Below are 22,229 nucleotides of genomic sequence, written 5' to 3' on the forward strand. Positions count from 1 at the left end.
TCCATCCGGCGCACGCCCGATGGACGAATGCTCGCACTGAGGCGGCGGATATGGTTCGTGCACGTGAAACGCGTAGTCCGGACGACGGGTCGGAGCCGAACGCGCAACCGGACCGAGCCGAGGCGTCACGAGTCGGACTACGGATAACACGATCGCTCGGCACTGCCGCCGGGGCCGTAGTCGGCGCATGCGGCGTTCTCGTCGCCGAAGCCTCCTGGACCAGACGGCACACGGGGCCGAAGCTGCGAGTCGTCGCCCCGGACGACTCCGGGCTTTTCGACCCCGGCTACGGCGGCGAGCCGATTCGCTTGACGATCCTCGGCGATTCAAATGCGGCAGGAGTCGGAGTGCCGCACGCCGACGAGACAGTCGGCTCGCACCTGGCCGCCGGTCTGGCAACCGCAGCCAAGCGTCCCGTCGCCCTATGCAACGTCGCTTTTTCGGGTGCCCAAACGCGCGATCTTGCCGCTCAAATCGCCGGTGCTGCGGTCCCAGCCGGATGGCCGGACGTGTGTCTGATAGTAGTCGGCGGCAACGACGTGATGCATCTTCGATCGATCTCCCGGTCCGCGCAATTGCTGGGGGAGTCGATCCGTCTCTTGCGTTCCCGTGGGGCGGAGGTCGTGGTCGCCACGTGTCCGGACATGGGTGCCGAACGACCATTATTGCAGCCGTTGCGGCTGATTGCGGGACGCTACGGCAAGCTGCTTGCACTGTCGCAAACCATCGTCGCCCTTCGTGCCGGAGCCCGGACGGTGTCGCTCGTTGATTCGCTCGGGCCGATATTCCGGCATTTCTCGGCGGAAATGTTCGCAAGTGACAGATTCCATCCGTCGCCGGCGGGTTATGCGCTGGCGGCCGACGTGCTACTTCCGAGCGTGTGTGCGGCGTCCGCGCGCTTTATTGCCGAAAAGAAGCCGTACCCGCATCGCGTCTACCGCAGGCCAAAGCGGCGGCCGGCGACGCGCGTGGCGTTTTGGCTCGCCCGTCGACCGACGCTAGGACAAATGTCCTGCCGAACAAAGGACATTCGACACTAACGAGCAAAGCATGCGGAGCCTACGTTGAACACATCAACTCCGACGAAGGGTCTGACATGTTCGCTTCAACCCGCTCCAACACACCGGAATCGGCGGATCGTACGCGCTGCCGAATGCTTCGCATCTGTACGATCTTTGCGGCTGCATTGATCGACGCCGGCATCTGGTTTGCCGCCGTGCGCGTCGGCGACGTGCAACTCGTTTATGCCGCCGGCCCGGAAACCACGGCCATTGGCATCGCGTCGGTGGTCGCGGCGGTAGTCGTGACGGGCGCCCTCGCGTGGGGACTGCTGGCGGCACTCGGGAAAATCACCCGGCATGCAGCGGCGGTCTGGACGACGATCGCCGTGGCGGTGACGGCGGTGTCGCTGATCTCCCCGCTGACGACTGCCCAGAACCGGCCGGCCATGACGATACTCGTCTGCATGCACGTTGCCGCAGCTGTTGTCGTCATCACCGGATTCAGAATCAGCGCGTCACGGACCGAAGGGAGGCGCGAATCCCGCCGCCGCGCGCACGCCGTCGAAGCGGCATCCTCATGAGCCTGACCGATCGTCCGGCTTGGTCGACCCGGCTCTGCCGGACGCGGCCGGCCGGTCCGTCGACCGGCGGGTCGGCGCCGCGGGCACCGAATTCATACGAAATGCTCAGCCCTGGCACGGGGCGAAACGTCGGAATCGGCAGGAGACGAGGCGTATCGTACAGATGTGGTTTCTCAAGGCAAATCGGCAGGCAGCGCACTTGGCGCCTTCTTCGGATTCATCGGAATCAGCTGCGTGGTCGGCGTCCTGATGGCCGGCGTCGGCATCCCGGCGGCGGGTGTGGCAGCCAGTGGAACGAAAAGCGGCATCAAAGTGTTCAACTCGCTCCCGGCGACGCTGTCCGAAAAGCCGCTGGCGCAAAGCAGCACCATGTTGGCGGCTGACGGGTCGGTCATTGCCAAGTTCTACTGGGAGAACCGGATCGAAGAGCCGTTGTCGAAAATCTCCAAGACGGTGCAGGACGCGACGGTCGCCACCGAGGATTATCGGTTCTTCCAGCACGGCGGGGTCGACCTGCAGGGGATCGCCCGGGCCGCCGTCCACGATGTGCTGTCTCCCAATCTTCAAGGCGCGTCGACCCTGACGCAGCAATACGTGAAGAACGTTCTGGTCGAGCAGGCCGCGGAAGGCGGCGATTCGAAGAAGGCGGCGGCCCGGGTCGCCAAGGTGACCGACTCGTCCGGGATGTCGGGGATATCTCGCAAACTTCGGCAGGCCAAACTGGCGATCGCCATTGAGAAGAAGTACAGCAAGAAGGAAATCCTGAACCGGTATCTGAACATCAACAACTACGGAGGCAGTCCCCGGCAGTACGGCGTCGAGGCCGCCAGCAGGCATTTTTGGGGAATTCATGCCAGCAAACTGTCGATTCCGCAGGCGGCCTTGCTGGCCGGTATCGTCAAGGACCCCAGCGCTTTCAACCCCGAAACCCATCCGAAGGCCGCGCTCAACCGGCGTAATACGGTGCTGCATTTAATGCACGAGCACGGGTACATCAATGCTTCGCAATACGCCCAAGCAAAGAAGACCGGCCTTAACCTCAATATTCACGAGACGTCGAACGGTTGCGCTAACGCCGGCATTTCCGCCTACTTCTGCGACTACGTCGAACAGACGATCGCCACGTCGCCACAGTTCGGCAAGACGGTGAGCGATCGGCTCGGATTGCTCACGCGCGGCGGCCTGACCATCAAGACGACACTCGACCCGAAGCTCGAACACTCGGCTCAGCGGATCGTTTCAGGGCGTGTGCCGGACACCGACCCGTCGGGAGTCGGGCAAGCCCTCACCACTGTGCAACCCGGAACCGGAAAAGTGCTCGCCATGGTGCAGAACCGCAAATATTCGGTGGCGCCCAAACCCAAGGACGGGTACACATCAGTCAACTACAACGTCGGGAAGAAGCTGCACGGCGGGAGCGGATTCCAGGTGGGATCCACGTATAAGGTGTTTACCTTGGCGGCGTGGCTGAAGGACGGTCACACTCTGCACGATCGGGTCGACGCCACGCGGCGGAACTTCCCGGCGAGCTCGTGGACCTACAAGGGCTGTCCCAAGAACGCCGGAGCGTGGGACCCTCACAATTCGGAAGACGGCGAAGGCACGAGCTCGATGTCGGCGCTGACTGCGACTGTGCAATCGGTGAACACGGCGTTCGCCGCCATGGCCAACGAGATCAACATGTGCGATATCCAAGGCGCGGCAAAAAAGCTCGGCGTCCGGTGGGGCAACGGGAAGTCGTTGGACGCCAAGAACGCCAACGGGTCGATCCCCGCGCTCTTCCCGTCATCGGTTCTCGGCACAGTGACCACGACGCCCCTGGACATGGCGTCGGCCTACGCGGCGTTCGCCGACAAGGGCAAATACTGCGCACCCGTCGGCATCACGTCGATCACCAACGCGAAAGGCAAGAAACTGCCGGTGCCCAGCGCGAACTGTCATCAGGCAATTTCAAAGAAAATCGCCACCGGCGTCGCCTGGGCCCTCACCCAGACATTCAACGGGGGCACCACCGAGGATTTGAAGATCGGCATGCCGGCCGGAGCAAAGACCGGTACGACGAACTTCTCGGTGGGCGCCGGATGGCTCGACGGATTCACCAAGGGCATGTCGACGGCCGTATGGACGGGCAGCCCGACCGGTAACGATCCGGCGTTGGGCAATGGGCGGATACCGGTTGGCGGGCACTATTACGGCCCGAACTACGGTGCCGCGATCTCCGGGCCGACTTGGCAGGCCTTCATGAAGCAAAACGCCAAACGGTACAAGGTCGGAAAATTCGCCAAACCCGGCAACGACATCCTCGGGTATACGCCGCCGCCCGAACCGCCCGAGCCGACGACCAACCCCGACCAGGAATCCAACGATTCCGGTGAGCCGTCCTCGCCGTCGTCGACAAGTTCGTCGCCGTCATCGGATCCGACCACGACGGAGCCGTCCTCGCCGTCGTCTTCGAAGTCCAGCCCGCCGAGTCGGACGACGGCTCCGACCACGAAGCCGACGAATGCCCCTCATCCGCCACCGTCGCATCCGGTCCACAACGGTCATGGCGGCAACAACGGCCACGGTCACGGCCACGGCGGACATTAGCGGGTTCGCCCGTGCGCGCTCCGTTCCACGTGGGTCCAGCTCTTCCGCGTGAGCGTATTGCACGTTCTACGCCCACGCGGAGGGCCGATCCCTCCGCGGTGTGTCTAGTACCAGTTGTGGCTGACTTCGTGCGACCATGCGCCGCACGGCGATCCATAGCTGGCGCGAATGTAGCCGAGGCCCCAATTGACCTGCGTGCGGTAATTGGTGCGCCAATCGGAGCCGGCGCTGGCCATCTTGCTGGCCGGGAGTGACTGCGGGATGCCGTAGGCGTGGCTTGACGGGTTGACGGCGTACGTATCCCAGTCCGACTCCTGATTCCACAGGTTGAGCAGACATCCGTATTGGCTGCTGCTCCAGCCGTAAGCCGCTAGCCGGGACCGCGCGTATGCCCGCGCCGTGGACGGGCTGCCGCCGCCGTACGACGGCGTGCTGGTGCTTCCCGACGAGCTGGACGACGCCTGCTGGGCACGCCTGGCGGCGGCGCGTTCGGCGGCTCGGCGGGCAGCCGCTTGCTGGGCGCGGTACGCCTTACGCGCCGCCACGCCGTCCTGATAGCGCTTTTCGACCTTGACGCTGCGATGCTTCAACGTCGCCAACTGTGCCACGAGCGTCTTGCTGCGTTTTTTCGCCTTCGCGACCTCGTGATCGGCCGCGGCCTTCGCCGCCTGCGCTGCTTCGAAGGCGCGATGGGCGGCGTCGGACAATTTCTTGCGTTCGCCGGCGGCCACCTTTGCCTGCGCCGTCAGCGATTCGGTGGATTTCTTGGCTTGTTCGGCCCGAGCCAAGAGCTTGGAATTGCGCGAGCTGAGCAAACCGAGGTCGCTTCTGGCATCCAGCATGCTGTTCGCGCGGCTCGGATTGAGCATCAAGGCCATGGACGGCGAAGGCGTCGATCCGCCGTTCTTGTACGACTGGACGGCGACGCGGCTGACCTTCTTCTGCATGGCTGCCTGATCGCGTTCGGTCTGCTTGAGCTTGTCCTTCAACCGCTCCATCTTGGCGGTCGCGGCGTCCAGTCTGCTGCGGGCCGTATCGTATTCGGCGCCCTTCTCGACGGCTTCGTCGCCGAGCTTGGCGGCCTTGGCCTGCACATGGTGCAAAAGCTTTGTGATGGTTCCGATCTCGGATTTCGTCTCGCTCACGTGCTCCCTGGCGTGCTTGACGTCGCTCCAGGTCGGATACTTCGATTTGGCAGCCGCCGGCGCGGTCAGCAAACCCGTGCCGAGCACCACGCCAAGGGCGATGGCCAGCACGCGGTGAGCACGTGAACGACGAAATAGCATAGGGGTACCTCCGCAGGAAAGCCTACGGGCATGTGGGGGGAAATCCCGGTAGATTCCGGTAGCGCGCCGCAACTTTTCAAACAGCGGCGCCGCTCGCACCGAATGCTCCGAGTTGAATTAGACCTGCGGCATCACCCTCCGTGCAATCAGCTCCAGATGGTCGAGATCCTGCAGATCCATGATCTGAAGGTACACCCGTTCGACGCCGTCCGCGGCCAAAGCCTGCAAACTTTCGGCGGCTTCGTCCACCGTGCCGGCAATTCCCGCTCGGCGCAGTTCGGCAGGATCGCGTCCGATGGCCTCGGCCCGGGAGGCGAATTCGGCTTCGGTGCGTCCGACGACGGCGATCATGCTGGTCGAGTAGGTCAGCGTGTCGGGATCGCGCTCGATGGCTTGGCAGGCCTCGCGCACGTTCCGGAACTTTGCAGATATGTCGGCGCGATCGGGGAACGGCAAATTGAACTCGCCGGCGAACCGGGCGGCAAGCGCCGGCGTCCTGCTCGGACCGCCGCCGCCGACGATGACGGGCAGCGTGGCTTGGACCGGCGTGGCCAGACCGGGGCAATCGACGAGCGAATAGTGTTCGCCGTCGAAATTGAATCGTCCGCCGGACGGCGTGTTCCAGATCCCCGTCAGGATCTCGAGTTGTTCTTCGAGCATGCCGAATCGGCGAGCCGGGAACGGAATGCCGTAGGCCTCGTGTTCGCGCCGATACCAGCCGGTGCCCAGACCGATCTCGACGCGGCCGCCGGACATCTGATCGACGCCCGCGGCTTGGACGGCCAAGATTCCGGGCCATCGATACGTGACGGAGGATACGAGCGTGCCCAGCCGAATCCGCGATGTTTCCCGTGCCAGGCCGGCCAGCGTCGTCCACGCATCGGTCGGCCCGGGCCGACCATCCGTGTGATCGCCCATATGCAGGTAGTGGTCGGAACTGAAGAACGCGTCGAAGCCGAGGTCTTCGGTAGCGCGGGCGACGGCAAGCAGATCGTCGTACGTGGCACCTTGTTGGGGTTCGGTGAAGATGCGAAGTTTCATGTGCTCAGCCTAAGCGTGCGCGACTCGCCCGATGGCCGGAGCGTGCGCAGGAATACTCTTGAAGGATGGATTACCGATACCTCGGCCACAGCGGCCTGAAAATCTCCGAAATCACGTACGGCAACTGGCTCACGCACGGCTCACAGGTGGAGAACGACGTCGCCACCGAATGCGTGCATGCTGCGCTGGATGCCGGCATCACGACGTTCGACACTGCCGACGTCTACGCGAATGGCGCCGCCGAAGAAGTGCTCGGCAAGGCACTGGCCGGTCAGCGCCGCGAATCGTTGGAGATCTTCACGAAGGTGTACTTCCCGGTCGGTCCGGCCGGACCGAACGACACGGGCCTTTCGCGTAAACACATCATGGAAGGCATCGACAATTCGTTGCGCCGATTGCAGACCGACTACGTCGACCTGTACCAGGCGCACCGGTTCGACGTCGAGACGCCGCTCGAGGAGACCATCGCGGCATTCGCGGACGTCGTGCGCGCCGGTAAGGCTCTCTATATCGGCGTTTCGGAGTGGCCGGCCGACAAACTGCGCGCCGGCCAGGAGCTGGCACGCCAGGCGGGCTTTTCCATTGTGTCGAATCAGCCGCAGTATTCGGCGTTGTGGCGGGTGATCGAGGGGGAGGTCGTGCCGGCGTCGCGCGAGCTCGGCATCAGCCAGATCGTGTGGTCGCCCATGGCGCAGGGCGTGCTGTCCGGCAAGTATCTGCCGGGCCAGGCAGCGCCCGCGGGCTCCCGCGCCACCGACGACAAGGGCGGCGCCAAGACCATCAAGAGCCTTCTGAACGACGATCTGCTCACCCGCGTGCAGAATTTGAAGCCCATTGCCGACGAGCTCGGGCTGAAAATGTCGCAGTTGGCGATCGCGTGGGTGTTGCAGAACGACAATGTGGCAGCTGCCCTGGTCGGGGCCTCGCGTCCGGAACAGATCGCGGAAAACGTGCAGGCCGGCGGCGTCAAGATCCCGGACGATGCCATGGCGAAGATCTCCGACACCCTTGGCGATTCGGCAGTGACGGATCCGTCGAATATCGCCACGCCGAAAAACCGGCTGGCTTAGCTATCCGGAGTTCGAGCGCCCCGCGTTAGAACTCTTCGTGTACGTCCGGATCGCCGCCGAGCCGACCGGTCTCCATGGCCGACAGCACTGACATCTCGTCGTCGCTCAGAGTAAAACTGAAAACGTCGAGGTTGGCGCGGCGCCGCTCCGGCGTACCCGATTTCGGGATCGGCACGGCGCCGCGCTGAACGTGCCACCGCAAGACCACCTGCGCCGGGGTCACGGAATGTGCGTCGGCGATGCCGGTCACGCGGTCGTCATCGACGACACCGCTGGCTCGGCCGAGCGGACTCCACGACTGGGTCACGATGCCGAGCGCGGAATTGACCCGAAGCATATTGGGCTGCGGGAAGAACGGATGCACTTCGATCTGGTTGACTGCCGGCCCGGTGCCGCCCTCTCGCTCGAGTTCGGCAAGATGCTCGGCGGCGAAGTTCGACACCCCGATCGACCGGACCAGTCCGTCCTGTTGCAGCTGACGGAATGCCCGCCACGTGTCGATGTACCTGTTTTGCTTCGGCAACGGCCAGTGGATCAAATACATGTCGAGGTAATCCAGACCAAGCCGCTGCAGAGACTCGCGGCACGACCGCAACGTCTCCCGGTACCCGTGGTCACGCCCCGGCAGCTTCGTGGTGATGCGCAATTCGTCGCGCGGCACGCCGGAGGCTGCAATTGCCCGGCCGACGGCTTCCTCATTACGGTAATTCACTGCCGTGTCGATCAGCCGATAGCCGATGTCGATGGCGTCGGAGACGGCGTCCGTTGCTTCCTGGCCGGTCAACGGATAGGTACCGAATCCGACGGCCGGCATAGTTGTTCCGTCATTCAAAGTTACGTCCGGTGTGGATGTCATGCCCTCACGCTATCGTGGAGCCGGGCGGTGCGGCTATGAGCCGGTGACGCGTCGCACGCCGATGAAACGGTCGCGGCCGGCCAGCGTCGCCATGACCAGCTGAACTGCCAAGCAGACTTCGATGGCGGTGATCGGCAGTGTCCATCCGGAACCGAGGTCGTGCAGGAGTCCGAACATCGTCGGTCCGCACGCTGCAATCAGGTAGCCGATGGACTGGGCCATCCCGGACAAGGCTGCGGCTTGACGGTGATGTTCGGTGCGCAGCCCGAACAAGCTGAGCCCCAGCACTATGCAGCTACCGCTGCCCAGTCCGGCAAAGATCATCCACACGACCATTGCCTGCGGAAAGAGGAGGATGCCCGTGAACTCGACGGCGCTGCACAGCGTGCCGGCAATGCAGAGGCCCCGTTGGTCGCGCACGCGGTGAATCAACGTTGAGGTAAGCAGGCTGGTCAGAAGCCCGACGAGTTGGAACAAGAACAGATGCCAGCCTGCTCGGGTCGCCGACCCTCCCATTGCCTGTTCGATGGATGGAACCCACGCCGCCGTGACGAAGAACATCATGGACTGCACACCCATGAAGATCGTGACCTGCCACGCCAGCGCCGACCCCCATGGGGACCGGTAACGCGCCGCCGCTCCGACGGTTTCGATGCCGGTGGCTCCGGTCGGCGGTGCCGACCGTTTGGCAAGTTGCGGGGCGAACACGGCAAGCCCGATGAGCGCAAGTCCCGCCCAGATCCCCAGGGACAATCGCCATGCCTGGCCGTCTGCTCCGGCCATCGGCACGGCAATGCCGGATGCAAGCGCGGCAACCCCTCCTTGTACTGCGGAGTAAATTCCGGTGAGTTGACCGATCCGGTTCGGAAAATCCCGTTTGAGCAGCGGCGGAAGGAGTACGTTGATGAACGCGATGGCCCCGCCCAGTCCGACCGTGCCTGCCCAGATCATTCCGGGCGCCGGGACCGAGCGGAGCACGATGGCGCACCCGAGGAGGGCGACCGCCGCCCACAGGGTGCGCTCCATTCCCCAACGTGCGGCGACGAGCGGCGCAATGGGCGAGAACGCGGCAAATCCGAGGAGCGGGATCGAGGTGAGGAGGCCCGCCGTGCCGGACGACATGTGCAGATCGGCTGCGATGAAATCGAGGACCGGGCCGACACTCGTGATGCTGCAACGCAGGTTGGCGGCCAACACCATGATGCCGATGACGAGCAGCCAGCGCCGCGACCCGAGGATACGCGCGGGCGCGGGTTCAACGGTCATGAGCGGTGCCCTTCCGCCGCACAGTGCGAACCGCTCGGCGGGACGGCGTGTGAGACGTGCGCGCTGTGCACTATCGCTCCGGTGACCGATTCGGCAAGTGCGGCGTTCCGGTCTTCAATCGCGGCGAACAACGCGTCGTGACGGGAGTTCACGCCATCGATGTCGTCGAGATAGTGCTGAAGCCCGGACGGGGCAAGCAGTGCAATGTCGAGCGAATCGGCCACCTGCGCCAAGTGGCCGTGCAGCTCGGCAAGCAGCTCGTTGTGTCCGGCGCGAACAACCGCACGGTGGAATGCGGCGTCCGCCGCAAAGAACGCCGCGTCGTCGCGGGCGGCCAGTGCGGCATCCCGGTCGGTCAAGCACGCGCGGATGGCAGCGAGATCATCCGGCGTGGCGTTCTGCGCGGCAAGACGGGCGGCGCGTTGTTCCAAAAGCATGCGAACTTCGAATACGTCGTCCGACTTCGCAGTGTCGAGCCGACGCCGGATGGCGACTTCCAACTCGCTGGTGGCCAGCACATACGTTCCGTCTCCCGGCCTGGCCTGCAACAGGCCGGAATGAACGAGCGAGCGGATGGCCTCACGCACGGTGTTGCGACTGACGTGCAACGACTCGGTGAGTGCTTGTTCGGTCGGGATCTTCCGGCCGACCGCCCATTCGCCGGCCGCTATCAGCTCGCGGAGTTGACCGGCGACCTGTGCCGACAAAGTCTCGCTGCGGCGCGGAGCGTGCAGGGCCGACATGCAAACCTCCAATTGTCGGACAAATACGATGATTACCCTACCTCGCGCCGAACTAACCTCTCGCACACCCCTCCCGCGAGTGGGCGGAGGAGGAGGCTACCGGGAACTGAGGTAGTTGCTGACGAATTTGGTCAGCTGCGCATTTTGCGAACTCAGCAGCCCGTCCGGCAGCGATTTCAAGAACACCCCCGGCGCCGGCTTCTTCGTCACCTCGGCACCGGACAGCGCGGACACGAGTGCCGCGCGCCGGTACCGCTCGTCCTCGTAATCGCGTAACGCAGCGATGGTCTCGAGGTCGGTAGTTGCTCGGCCGACGACTCGGCCGAGCACCCACGCATCCTCCAAGGCCTGATTGGCGCCTTGTGCCAGCGACGGCGGCCAGGCGTGGGCGGCGTCGCCGGCCAGCGTGATCCGCCCTCGGCCCCACCGCTTGTGCACGGTGTGACGCAAATGCACGAACGGTTGCATGTCGGACGAATGCGCTGCGGCAAGAACCTTTTGCACGTCGTCGCATTCCCACGACCCGAATGCCCGGTGAATTGTCTCGACACCGTCATCGTCCGAGCTGCCGGGTACGTCGAACCACCACTGCAACAGTCCGTTTCCGGCCGGGTTCATGCCGCACATGCCCTCCGGTCCGACAACCATGACTCCGCTGGTTCCGTTGGTGACCGAGCAATCGACGGGAGTCAGTCCCTGCCACGTGGTCCAGCCCATCTCGCGGGCGGTATCGCCGCGGATTGCCGCACGCACCGCCGAGTGCACGCCGTCCGCACCTATCAAGAAGTCGCCGGTGTGCACGCTGCCGTCGTCAAGGTTCAGCCGGGCCCTGGTTCCCAGGTCGGCCGCATCGGTACAGGCGGAGCCGAAGTGAACGGTGCCGACCGGCAGTCCGGCGGACAGTGCGTCGATGAGTTCGGCGCGCGTGACGCTGATGGCGGGGGAGCCGAATCGCTTTTCCGACCGGGTCAAGTCGATCGACAGCACTTTGTCTCCGGACGGCGTCCAGCGTTCCATTGTTTCGAGTCGGACGCCGAGATCGGTCACCGGCACCCCCAAGGATTCGAGGATGCCCGTGCCTCCTCCCCAGAGGGTCACGGCGGATCCCTCGCGGAGCAGTGCGCGGCCCCGTTCGAACACGTCGACGGAGACGCCGGACGCCGCCAAAGCGTGGGCCGTGGCAAGCCCGCACACTCCGGCTCCGGCGATGACAGCGGTCATGGCAACCATGAGACCAAAGTCTCATATATCGGGCCCGATTGGTGTGACCCACCCCATGCTGGGATATTTGATGGGTGAATACGGTTAAATCGATTGATGCTATTTATGACGATATCGTCGCCCGGAACCCGGCTCAGGACGAGTTTCACCAAGCGGTGCGGGAAGTATTGGGCTCCCTTGAGGTGTGCATCGACAGGCACCCGGAATTCCTCGATCAAAAGCTGATCGAACGCATTTCCGAGCCTGAACGGCAGATCATCTTCCGGGTGCCGTGGCAGGACGACAACGGCGAGGTGCACGTCAACCGGGGTATGCGCGTCGAGTTCAATTCCGCGCTGGGCCCGTACAAGGGCGGCCTGCGTTTCCACCCGTCGGTCGGGCTGGGGATCATCAAATTCCTCGGCTTCGAACAGATCTTCAAGAACGCGTTGACGGGCATGCCGATCGGAGGCGGAAAGGGAGGCGCGGACTTCGATCCGAAGGGCCGCTCGGACGCCGAGGTGATGCGATTTTGCCAATCGTTCATGACCGAGCTCTATCGCCACATCGGCGAATACCGCGACGTGCCGGCCGGCGATATCGGCGTGGGCTCGCGGGAGATCGGATACCTGTTCGGCCAGTACAAACGAATCACGAACAGCTACGAATCGGGCGTGCTGACGGGGAAGGGGATCGGCTGGGGCGGCGCCCGCGTGCGCACCGAGGCCACCGGATACGGTTGTGCGATCTTTGCCGACGAGATGTTGAAGTCGACCGGCGGGTCGCTCGACGGTCGAACCGTCGTCGTCTCGGGCTCGGGCAACGTCGCAATTTACGCGATCGAAAAGGTGCACCAGCTCGGCGGCACGGTCGTGGCGTGTTCGGACTCCAGCGGCTACATCGTCGACGAATCGGGCATCGACGTCGAACTGGTCAAGGACATCAAGGAAGTGCGGCGCGAACGCATCAGCGAATACGCCGGTGAAAAGGCGGCGGCCCACTATGTGGCGGGCGGGTCGATCTGGGATGTGCCGTGCGAGGTGGCACTGCCGTCGGCCACGCAGAACGAACTGGCCGAGGCGGACGCCGTCCGGCTGGTCAAGAACGGCTGCCTGGCAGTGGCGGAAGGCGCCAATATGCCTACCACTCCGGAAGCGCTGCACGTGCTGCAAGAGGCAAAGGTCGCGTTCGGCCCCGGCAAAGCGGCAAACGCCGGCGGGGTAGCGACAAGTGCACTGGAAATGCAGCAGAACGCCTCGCGCGACAGCTGGTCGTTCGGCTATTCGGAAGAACGGCTCAGCGAGATCATGATTGACATCCACCGGCGCTGCGCCGAGACCGCCGAGGAGTACGCATCCCCCGGCAATCTCGTGGTCGGTGCAAATGTATCCGGCTTCCTCCAGGTCGCCGACGCCATGCAAGCGCACGGCCTGATCTAACCGATGCGGCCGGATCGGCCGCCGCCGGCAACACAAAACCGCGCAGCCCGGAACATTCCGGGCTGCGCGGTTTTGACGTGGGAGGAACTCAGACAGCCGTGCGCTGTCCCCGAGGCTTGCGGGGCCAGTTGAAGATCAGCAGCAGAATCGCAACTATCACGGTGGCGCCACCGATGAAGATGCCGGCGTCGGTCCAGAACGTGTCGGGGTAGAGCCGGATCAGGGTGTCGTTGTCGTAGAAGGTCCAGGTGCCGTTCTTGAAGAACACCGAATGGAAATCGGAGAAGAACGTGTTCCAGCGCAATGCTGCGAACACGCCTACCGCGATGACGAAAACCAGCGTCACTATGGAGCCCGAGAACAAGGACATCGAAAGGCCGCGGCGGGTGCGCCTGGCCAAATAGATGCCGAAGATGATCGAACCGATCAGCAAGATCGTTGCGACGAGGAAGTAGATCACGATCACGGTCTTGACGTCGTGCATGTGCGCGACCTCGCCCGGCTTGAACACGGGCTTACCGGCCTGCAGCACCTTGTCGTCATTGCCGGGGTAGACGAGGTTGCTCAGGAACCGGGAACCATCGAAGTTCATCAGGTACCCGCTGACGTACGACGCCCAGTGCACCCGATCGTCACCCGTGAAGCCGAAAGCGTCGGCGGGGAACCCCGGACGAATCTTGTACTCGAACCACGAAAACACCGGCGTGATGACGACGCGCATGGCCAAGGCGATCACAACCAGCGGCACGCTGATGGTGATCCACACACGAGCCAGACCGGCCAGGAAGCCGTGCGCCTCCCTCGAACCGTTGCGTTCGCGCACGTGCAGGTCGACCGAACGCGGAGCGTCCGTATCGGCCGTCTGCGTCTCGGCGGGTCCGTCCTCGGTGGTCGCCGGAGCATCATCGGCCATGACGGCGGCCCATTCTTCATCGCTGAGCACCGACGGCTTGCCGGCGTCGCGCGCAGTGGTGGGGCCGGCGGAATCGGTGTCCGTCGACTCGGCACTGGGTGAACCGGCACCGGCCGGATCAGTACTGGCCGGATCAGTACTGGCCGGATCGGCACCCGTCGAATCAGCGCCGGCGGATTCGGTGCCGTCAAAATCGATACTGGTCGAACCGTCGCCGCCGGACATGCCGGTGTCGTCCGAGCCTGGCCCTTCGTCAACTGCCGGCTCGCTGTGCGAATTCAAGCGCCGGGTGACGAGATCGTCGGTATCGGTCGTCGAGGTGGTCATTGCGTCCTCCGGGGAAGTGGACTTTTGAACGCCGTTTGCGTCACTCACACCTTCATCTTGGCACGCAACCCTCGTAAACCTGCGGATTTCGGCTGGCCAGTCGGGATAGTATCGAGCGTGACGATGACTGCCGCACCCATTACCTACCCGCCCGATCTGCCCATCAGTGCACGCCGTGACGACATTGCTGCGGCAATCCGTGACAATCAAGTCGTCATAATCGCCGGCGAGACCGGCAGCGGCAAAACCACGCAACTCCCGAAGATCTGTCTCGAGCTGGGGCTCGACGAGGGCGGGCTGATCGGCCACACGCAGCCGCGCCGGATCGCGGCGCGTACCGTGGCCGACCGGATTGCCGGCGAATTGGGCAGCAGGCTGGGCGGCCGCGTCGGGTATCAAGTGCGCTTCACCTCGCAGGTGGCCGCCGATACGGCAGTGAAGGTGATGACCGACGGGATTCTGCTGGCCGGGATCGGCCGCGACCCCGATTTGAAGCGCTACAGCGCCATCATCATCGACGAAGCACACGAGCGCAGCCTCAATATCGACTTCATCCTGGGGTACCTCAAAAGACTCTTGCCGCGCCGCCCCGGTCTCAAGGTCATCATCACGTCGGCCACGATCGACCCGGAACGGTTCTCTCGGCACTTCTTCGATGCTCCGATCATCGAAGTGTCCGGCCGCACCTATCCGGTCGAGATCCGCTATCGGCCGTTGGTGGCCGAGAGCTCCGGCGACGACGCGGACGACTCGGACGAGGCGGACGACGATCCGCTCGCCTCGCGTACCCGTGATCAAAGCGAGGGGATCATCGCCGCAGTCGACGAGCTGATGCGCGAGCCGCCCGGAGACATCCTCGTTTTTTTGAGCGGCGAACGCGAAATCCGCGACACGCTCGAACAGCTCACCGGCCACTTGGAACGCCGGCGAGGAGCCGCAGCCCGCCCGGTCGACGTCATCCCGCTTTACGCCAGACTGTCCTCGGGCGAACAGCACCGGGTATTCACCGACCATTCGCGCCCGCGAATCGTATTGGCCACCAATGTGGCAGAGACCTCGCTCACGGTGCCCGGCATCAAATACGTGATCGATACCGGCACCGCCCGGATCTCACGGTATTCACATCGCACAAAGGTGCAACGGCTGCCGATCGAACGCATTTCGCAGGCCAGCGCCAATCAGCGCGCCGGCCGTTGCGGGCGCACCAGCGACGGCATCTGCATCAGGCTCTACGGCAAAGCGGACTTCGAATCGCGGCCCGAATTCACCGATCCGGAAATCCTGCGCACCAACCTGGCAGCCGTCATCTTGCAAATGGCGTCGCTCGGTTTCGCGCGCACGGACGCCGAATTGCTCTCGTTCCCGTTCGTCGAGCCCCCCGATTCGCGCGCCGTCCGCGACGGACGCACACTCCTGACCGAGCTGGGGGCGCTCCGAAGCACGCGCGACGGCGCGACAAAACTGACCCGCATCGGCCGCCAGCTGTCGGGCCTGCCCATCGATCCGCGGCTCGGGCGAATGCTCGTCGAAGCGCAACGGCGCGGCGTCGTTGCCGAGGTTCTCGTCATCGTGGCGGCCCTGTCGATTCAGGACCCCCGTGAGCGACCGGCTGAAACCCGGGATGCCGCGGACGCAAAGCACCGCCGCTTCGACAATGACCGTTCGGATTTTCTCACGCTGCTCAATTTGTGGACCTATGCCGAGCAGCGGCGGGAAGAGTTGTCGTCGAACCAATTCCGCAAATTGTGCCGCGCAGAATATTTGAACTTCATGCGGCTGCGCGAATGGCAGGATCTTGCCGCTCAGCTGCGGCATATGGCCCGCCCGCAAGGTATTACCGGACCACGGATGAAATGGGCGCAACCCGATGTCGAGCCCGGCGCCGAGCCCGACCCGCAGCGCGAAGCGATCGCCGAGTCCGTACACAGGTCGGTGCTCACCGGGCTGCTGACGCAAGTGGGAATGCGCATAGAACCGGATCGTAAATCCTCCAGCCGGCGATCCGGTCGCCCTCGCGGCGATTTCCACGGCGTCCGCGGCACGAAGTTCGCCGTTTTCCCGGGCTCCGCGTTGTTCAAGAAACCGCCGAAGTGGATCATGTCGGCCGAACTCGTCGAGACCAGCAGGCTGTGGGCGCGCATGAACGCCCGCATCGAACCGGACTGGTTGCTGCAACAAGCCGGCGACTTGTTGAAACATGGCTACAGTGATCCGCACTGGGAGGCTAAGCGCGGCGCTGTGATGGCATCGGAGAAGGTCACGCTGCTCGGACTCCCGGTCGTCGACGGTCGACGCGTGCAGTACGGACGGATCGACCCCGAGCTCAGCCGCGATCTCTTCATCCGCCGGGCGCTCGTTGAAGGCGATTGGAAGACCCGGCATCGGTTCTTGGCGCGTAATCGCCGCTTGGTCGCCGACGTCGAGGAACTCGAATCGAGGACGCGGCGCGGCATGCTCGTCGACGACGAGACGCTTTTCGCGTTCTACGACGAGCGGATCCCCGCCGATGTCGTCTCGGCGAGACATTTCGATGCTTGGTGGAAGAAAGCCGGTCGCGACGCCCCGAACCTGCTCGACTTCACGCCGGACATGCTTGTCGACGAGGCGGCGGCCGACGTCGACGACGCCGATTTTCCGGTCAGCTGGCCGCTGCCGGACGGTACGGAAGCCCCGCTGACGTATCAATTCGAGCCGGGCACCGAAGCGGACGGCGTGACTGTCGCCCTTCCGATCGAGATCTTAGGGCAGATCGACGACGCCGTGTTCACGTGGCAAATTCCGGGCCTGCGGGTTGAACTGATCACCGCGTTGATCCGGTCACTGCCCAAGCCGGTGCGCAGGCATTTCGTGCCGGCACCCGACGTGGCCGCCCGTGCCGCCGCGACGTTGGAACCGTACGCCGGCGATATCCGGGACGCGTTGGCCGCCGAGCTCTCGGCGCCGGGGGAGCAGACAGTACGTGCCGGCGACTTCGACATGTCCAAAGTGCCCGACCATTTGCGGATGACGTTCCGCATCGTTGACGTGGGCGGCCGGGCGCTGCGCGAAGACACCGACCTGGCCGCGTTGCGCGAGACAGTTGCCCCGACCGCCCAGCGCCGGCTGTCCGAAGCGGCCTCGACCGTCGAACGCCGCGGCGTCACCGAGTGGGACTTCGGCACGCTGGACGACGCGTTCGAGCGGGAGGCGGGCGGCCACCGGGTTCAGGGATATCCCGCGCTGGTGGACGACGGGGACACGGTCTCGGTCGCGGTCCGCCCGCGCCAGGAAGACGCGCAGCAGGCCACGTGGCACGGCGTCCGGAAGCTGGTGCTGCTCTCGGTACCGTCGCCGGCCGGGTACGTGCGGGAGCATTTGAGCAACACTGAAAAGCTGGTCTTCGCCAGGCAACCGGCGGGCGTGGACGCCATTCTCGACGATTGCGTCGTCGCGGCCGCCGACCGGCTCATGCTCGAATACGGGCTGACGCCCGAGTCGAACGTGCGTGAGCGGGACGGGTTCGTGCGGCTGCGCTCCTTCGTGGCCGAGCGACTGGTGGACGCCGCTTTCGACGTCGTCAAAGTCGTCGGCGAGATCCTCGCCCGGTACGGGGAACTCGATAGGCAGATCTCCGGGACGAAAAGCCTGACGCTGCTGCCCGTGCTTGCCGACATCCGCGCGCAAATAGACGCACTGGTCCACCCGGGATTCATTGCAGAGACCGGCTGGGAACAACTGCACCACGTGCCGCGCTACGTTGCCGCGGCACGAATCCGACTGGACAAGGCCGCCGAGAACCCGCAGGCCGACCGCAGCCGTGCCGACCGGGTCGGCGCCATGACCGACGAGTACGAAAAGGCGCTGTCGGCGTTGCCGAAGTCGGCAGTGCCCGGGCCCGCGCTGTCGCACGTGCGTTGGATGATCGAAGAGTTGCGGGTGAGCCTATTCGCCCAGCAGCTCGGCACCGCATACCCGGTCTCCGAACAGCGCATTCGCAAAGCTTTGGCGGCGGCCCGATAGTCGGAAAGGCACCTCAGACGAACCCCAGCGGAAACCAGGACAGCGGCGTTGCGCCGGCCAACACCACGGCGATTGCGGCATAGACGATCTGCCACCGGAGGCTCCGGCGGAACAGCAGGATGCCCCACGCCGCGACGGCCAGGCCCGACGCCACGAGAGGAGCGATGAACATGGTCATGAATTTCGCTCGCTCGGCCGCGGGCGCATTCGTCACGACCGGCGACGACGAATAGGTGCCGACGCCGATGGCAAAGGCAACGGACAAGAACAGCAGCGGAATGACCACGACGGCGCAGAGCACGGGCAGCAACCACCGCGGCAGCTGCTTCCCGGCCGGCCGCGGAGACGGATGGGTGTGGATACGCGGGCGCGGTTTAGCCATGATGAGGCAAGTGTAACGACCGCGGCTGACGATCCGGCCCGGTGAGCCAGTACGATTGTGCGGTGAGTTCCCCGTCCGAAGTCCTGGCCCAAGCACGCCGCCGACGCACGTTCGCCGTGATTTCGCACCCGGACGCCGGCAAGTCCACGTTGACCGAAGCGCTGGCGCTGCACGCCCGGGTGATCGGCCAAGCCGGAGCGACGCACGGCAAGGCCGGACGCCGCGGCACGGTGTCCGACTGGATGACCATGGAACGCGAGCGCGGCATCTCGATCTCGTCGGCTGCCCTGCAGTTCGAGTACCGCGACACGGTGATCAATTTGCTGGACACCCCCGGCCACGCCGACTTCTCCGAGGACACCTACCGCGTGCTGTCGGCCGTGGATTGCGCCGTCATGCTCGTTGATGCGGCAAAGGGCCTCGAGACGCAGACCATGAAACTCTTCGAGGTCTGTCGGCATCGGGGCATCCCCATCATCACGGTGATCAACAAATGGGACAGGCCCGGCAACGAAGCGCTCGAACTGATGGATGAAGTGCTGGAGCGCACAGGACTGCTGCCGACACCGTTGACGTGGCCGGTCGGCGATTCCGGCGACTTCCGCGGCGTCCTCGACCGCAGAACCGGTCAGTACATCAAATTCACCCGCACCGAGGGCGGCGCCACTATTGCCGGCGAAGAACGCTTCGATGCCGACGCGGCGTCCGACATGGAAGGACAGGCGTGGTCGACGGCCGTCGAGGAGTCCGGGCTGCTCGAACTCGAAGACCAACAGCACGATCAGGACGCATTCCTGGCCGGCCGGACGACGCCGGTGATGTTCGGCTCGGCAGTGTTGAACTTCGGCGTCCACCAGCTGCTCGACACTCTCGTCGACCTCGCGCCGTACGCCGAGGCTCGTCCCGACTCGGACGGCGAGCTGCGCCCCGTTGACGCGCCGTTCTCCGGTTTTGTCTTCAAGGTGCAGGCAGGAATGGACACGGCGCATCGGGACAGGCTCGCCTTTGTGCGCGTGTGCTCGGGGCTTTTCACCCGCGGCATGGTTGTCACTCACGCCGCGACCGGCAAACCGTTTGCCACCAAATACGCCCAGCACGTCTTCGGCCGCGACCGCGAGGTGATCGACGAGGCGTATCCGGGTGACGTGGTGGGCCTGGTGAATGCGTCGGCGCTGCGCGTCGGTGACAGCCTCTATGTGGACAAGCCCGTCTCGTTCCCGCCAATTCCCACTTTCGCGCCGGAGCACTTCATGGTGATCCGGGCCAAGGATTCGTCGAAGTACAAGCAGTTCCGCCGCGGCATCTCGCAGCTCGACCACGAAGGCGTCGTGCAGGTGCTCCGCTCGGACCTGCGCGGCGACCAGGCACCGGTTCTCGGCGCGGTCGGCCCGATGCAGTTCGAGGTGGCCGAAGACCGGATGAACAACGAATTCAACGCGCCGGTGAAGCTTGAACGGCTCGATTTCTCTCTTGCCCGCCGCACCACTCCGGATTGGATCCCCCAGCTCGGCCGGGAACGGTCGGTCGAGGTGCTCTCTCGCTCGGACGGCGAGTTGCTCGCATTGTTCTCCGACAGGTGGCGCCTGGCCGGGGTCGAACGCGAACACCCCGGCATCGTCCTCGAACCGCTGGTCGTCTCGTAAGCCGCGCCGGCAAATCTCCGCCGGGCAGAAGGAGCACGTTTTCCCCGCTCACGTGTGCGGTTCCGGAGTAAACTGGACGGTTGAAGCGGATATGGCTACCCAAGCATTCGACCCCACGGTGACAGTGCCCAACCTGGTCGGTGGGCAGATCGATGATGCGCGTTTGGCATGCGATGTTCTCGAATTGACGTTGTACGCAGCCGATCAAGACGGCAGGCCGCTTGGCGAGATCGACTGGCCGGGGCACTACGTCGTCCGCTGGCAGTCTCCGGAAGCCGGAGAGCAGGCCACCCGCGGCAGCGTCGTCGCCATCCATGCCAGCGCCGGCGGAGGAGACGGATCGGGCGACCGCGAGCCGCGACCGCCCAGGCTCGATCCGCCCATGAGCACCGTCGAACTCGATGTGCCGCACACCTACCCCGAACCGGCAACGCACGGGAGCCCGAGAGCCCCGGTCCCGGATCGCGCGTAACCGTCCGGCTTTGCCCGCGCCCTCAGGTCTCGAGAGTGACGAAACCATCCAGATAGCGCACGTACGATCCGGCCAAGCGCACCCGATCACCCTCGACGGTGCAGTCGACGACGCCGCCGCGGGCCGAGAGCTGCTCGGCCCGCAGCGCCGTCTTGCCGAGCCTGGCTGCCCAAAACGGCGCCAACTGGCTGTGCGCCGATCCGGTCACCGGATCTTCGGCCACGCCGGCTTTGCCGCCGAACCAGCGCGAGACGAAGTCCGGCCCGTCGGTCGGGCCTTCGGCCGTGACCATGACGCCGCGTGCGTCCATCCGGCGCAGCGCCGTGAAATCGGGGTCCAGCGCACGCACCGCCTGCGCGTCGTCGACGACGTACAGCAGGTCCGTTGCGGCGTGCGTGGAGACCGGCCGGATGCCGAGCGCGCGGCTGATCTCGTCGTCCGGCGCCGTGGGTTCGGGGAATTCGGCCGGGAAATCGAGCTCCAGCGTACGAGGGCCGGTCCGACGGACCGTCAGCCAGCCGGATCTGCCGTAGAACGCGATCTCGTCGAGATTCGGATGCTCGTCCTCGAACAGTTGCGCGGCCGCGGCAAGCGTGGCGTGCCCGCACAGGTCGACTTCCGTGACGGGGGTGAACCACCGTAAGTGGTATTGAGGCATCCCGCCCTCGGGGCGGTCAGGCGTATCGGCAGGTAACGCGGCAGTGTAGAAAGCGGTTTCGGAAAGGTTGTTCTCCTCGGCCAGACCGGCCAGGACGGCGTCGTTCGGCCATTCGCCCAGCGGCATGACGGCTGCCGGGTTTCCGGTGAACGGTTTGGTGGCGAATGCGTCGATCTGGTGCAGCGGGATCTCCATCACCCCAGCTTGACACACGAATGCCCGGATCAGCTCTCGCTGCCCGGACGCGGCCAGACTCGTGCCCAGATGCGTTCGATATCGCCGTTATAGCGCATCAGCAGGGCGGCAAAGGTTTCGATGTCGGCGCGCGACCAGGTCTTGAAGACGCGTTCGAGCCCATCCACATTTGCATCCCGAGTTTCCTTCAGCATGCGTCGCCCCTTGGCAGTGAGCCGGAATTTGCGGGCAATGCCGCCGTCCGGGTCGGGAATGCGCTCGGCGAGCCCGGCACGCATGAGTGCGGCGGTCTGCCTGTTCAACGTGGACGCATCGAGCCCGAAAGCCTCGGAGAGCTGGCCGATGCTCATCGGCCCGGAAATGCTCATCCGGGAAAGGATCGTGTAGGCGCTTCGGTCCAATCTGGTGCTACCCGAACGTTGCCGACCTTCAAGGAGTGAATGCCGACCGAGGATCATCATTTCGAACTCCACGGACTCCACCGGCCCCTCCATCGTCACCTCGCTTATCGCGTCATCGTCCCTTGGCACGTCTCCACCTTAATATGTGTATATTACATATTATGTGT

General features: G+C 64.6%; 18 protein-coding genes. 8 read left to right on the plus strand and 10 right to left on the minus strand.

Annotated features, from left to right (window positions below; genetic code table 11):
- Positions 1-50: 50 nt before the first annotated feature.
- The 3 genes from BJY26_RS10885 to BJY26_RS10895 all read left to right on the plus strand — a co-directional run bounded on the left by BJY26_RS10885 (position 51) and on the right by BJY26_RS10895 (position 4,171).
- Positions 51-1,040, plus strand: a complete 990-nt coding sequence (locus BJY26_RS10885; protein ID WP_179428180.1) for an SGNH/GDSL hydrolase family protein — start codon at positions 51-53, stop codon at positions 1,038-1,040.
- A 56-nt stretch (positions 1,041-1,096) separates the two neighbouring features.
- Positions 1,097-1,582 carry a DUF6069 family protein gene (locus BJY26_RS10890; protein WP_179428182.1) on the plus strand — a complete coding sequence of 162 codons (486 nt, stop codon included), beginning with the start codon at positions 1,097-1,099 and terminating at the stop codon, positions 1,580-1,582.
- Between the two features lie 165 nt (positions 1,583-1,747).
- Positions 1,748-4,171, plus strand: coding sequence for a transglycosylase domain-containing protein (locus BJY26_RS10895; protein ID WP_237249009.1), 2,424 nt, complete (start codon positions 1,748-1,750; stop codon positions 4,169-4,171).
- A gap of 104 nt (positions 4,172-4,275) precedes the next feature.
- Here the strand turns inward: BJY26_RS10895 and BJY26_RS10900 are convergent, their stop codons facing one another.
- Positions 4,276-5,457: a coiled-coil domain-containing protein gene (locus tag BJY26_RS10900; RefSeq protein ID WP_179428184.1), complete on the minus strand. Its 1,182-nt coding sequence runs from the start codon at positions 5,455-5,457 to the stop codon at positions 4,276-4,278.
- A 117-nt stretch (positions 5,458-5,574) separates the two neighbouring features.
- Positions 5,575-6,498 (minus strand): LLM class F420-dependent oxidoreductase, encoded by a 924-nt coding sequence (locus tag BJY26_RS10905; RefSeq protein WP_179428186.1) that lies wholly within the window; start codon positions 6,496-6,498, stop codon positions 5,575-5,577.
- Between the two features lie 65 nt (positions 6,499-6,563).
- Here BJY26_RS10905 and BJY26_RS10910 point away from each other — a divergent pair, with 65 nt between their 5' ends.
- Positions 6,564-7,568 carry an aldo/keto reductase family protein gene (locus BJY26_RS10910; protein WP_179428188.1) on the plus strand — a complete coding sequence of 335 codons (1,005 nt, stop codon included), beginning with the start codon at positions 6,564-6,566 and terminating at the stop codon, positions 7,566-7,568.
- Between the two features lie 25 nt (positions 7,569-7,593).
- Here the strand turns inward: BJY26_RS10910 and BJY26_RS10915 are convergent, their stop codons facing one another.
- The 4 genes from BJY26_RS10915 to BJY26_RS10930 all read right to left on the minus strand — a co-directional run bounded on the left by BJY26_RS10915 (position 7,594) and on the right by BJY26_RS10930 (position 11,663).
- The gene (locus BJY26_RS10915) at positions 7,594-8,424 is read right to left on the minus strand and encodes an aldo/keto reductase (RefSeq protein ID WP_179428190.1); all 831 of its coding nucleotides are present in this window, start codon (positions 8,422-8,424) and stop codon (positions 7,594-7,596) included.
- A 33-nt stretch (positions 8,425-8,457) separates the two neighbouring features.
- Positions 8,458-9,690: a CynX/NimT family MFS transporter gene (locus BJY26_RS10920; protein ID WP_179428192.1), complete on the minus strand. Its 1,233-nt coding sequence runs from the start codon at positions 9,688-9,690 to the stop codon at positions 8,458-8,460.
- The gene (locus tag BJY26_RS10925; protein WP_179428194.1) at positions 9,687-10,433 is read right to left on the minus strand and encodes a FadR/GntR family transcriptional regulator; all 747 of its coding nucleotides are present in this window, start codon (positions 10,431-10,433) and stop codon (positions 9,687-9,689) included. Before BJY26_RS10925 ends, BJY26_RS10920 begins: the two co-directional genes overlap by 4 nt.
- 96 nt (positions 10,434-10,529) lie before the next feature.
- The gene (locus BJY26_RS10930; protein ID WP_179428196.1) at positions 10,530-11,663 is read right to left on the minus strand and encodes an FAD-dependent oxidoreductase; all 1,134 of its coding nucleotides are present in this window, start codon (positions 11,661-11,663) and stop codon (positions 10,530-10,532) included.
- Between the two features lie 65 nt (positions 11,664-11,728).
- Between BJY26_RS10930 and gdhA the strand changes: the two genes are divergently transcribed.
- Positions 11,729-13,072: an NADP-specific glutamate dehydrogenase gene (gene gdhA / locus BJY26_RS10935; protein ID WP_179428198.1), complete on the plus strand. Its 1,344-nt coding sequence runs from the start codon at positions 11,729-11,731 to the stop codon at positions 13,070-13,072.
- A gap of 88 nt (positions 13,073-13,160) precedes the next feature.
- Here the strand turns inward: gdhA and BJY26_RS19090 are convergent, their stop codons facing one another.
- Positions 13,161-14,360, minus strand: coding sequence for a TIGR01906 family membrane protein (locus BJY26_RS19090; RefSeq protein WP_179428200.1), 1,200 nt, complete (start codon positions 14,358-14,360; stop codon positions 13,161-13,163).
- A gap of 75 nt (positions 14,361-14,435) precedes the next feature.
- Here BJY26_RS19090 and hrpA point away from each other — a divergent pair, with 75 nt between their 5' ends.
- Positions 14,436-18,311 carry an ATP-dependent RNA helicase HrpA gene (gene hrpA / locus BJY26_RS10945; protein ID WP_179428202.1) on the plus strand — a complete coding sequence of 1,292 codons (3,876 nt, stop codon included), beginning with the start codon at positions 14,436-14,438 and terminating at the stop codon, positions 18,309-18,311.
- 13 nt (positions 18,312-18,324) lie between these two features.
- Here the strand turns inward: hrpA and BJY26_RS10950 are convergent, their stop codons facing one another.
- Positions 18,325-18,693, minus strand: a complete 369-nt coding sequence (locus BJY26_RS10950; RefSeq protein ID WP_179428204.1) for a hypothetical protein — start codon at positions 18,691-18,693, stop codon at positions 18,325-18,327.
- 41 nt (positions 18,694-18,734) lie between these two features.
- Here BJY26_RS10950 and BJY26_RS10955 point away from each other — a divergent pair, with 41 nt between their 5' ends.
- Positions 18,735-20,336, plus strand: a complete 1,602-nt coding sequence (locus BJY26_RS10955) for a peptide chain release factor 3 (RefSeq protein WP_179428206.1) — start codon at positions 18,735-18,737, stop codon at positions 20,334-20,336.
- Between the two features lie 91 nt (positions 20,337-20,427).
- Entirely contained in the window at positions 20,428-20,808 is a 381-nt protein-coding gene (locus tag BJY26_RS10960) for a PASTA domain-containing protein (RefSeq protein ID WP_179428208.1), read from the plus strand.
- A gap of 22 nt (positions 20,809-20,830) precedes the next feature.
- Here BJY26_RS10960 and BJY26_RS10965 read toward each other — a convergent pair whose 3' ends face one another.
- Positions 20,831-21,661 (minus strand): PhzF family phenazine biosynthesis protein, encoded by an 831-nt coding sequence (locus BJY26_RS10965; RefSeq protein ID WP_179428210.1) that lies wholly within the window; start codon positions 21,659-21,661, stop codon positions 20,831-20,833.
- Between the two features lie 29 nt (positions 21,662-21,690).
- Positions 21,691-22,191 carry a MarR family winged helix-turn-helix transcriptional regulator gene (locus BJY26_RS10970; RefSeq protein ID WP_237249011.1) on the minus strand — a complete coding sequence of 167 codons (501 nt, stop codon included), beginning with the start codon at positions 22,189-22,191 and terminating at the stop codon, positions 21,691-21,693.
- Between the last annotated feature and the right edge of the window lie 38 nt (positions 22,192-22,229).

The sequence above is a fragment of the Spelaeicoccus albus genome, assembly GCF_013409065.1.
Taxonomy (GTDB): Bacteria; Actinomycetota; Actinomycetes; order Actinomycetales; family Brevibacteriaceae; genus Spelaeicoccus; species Spelaeicoccus albus.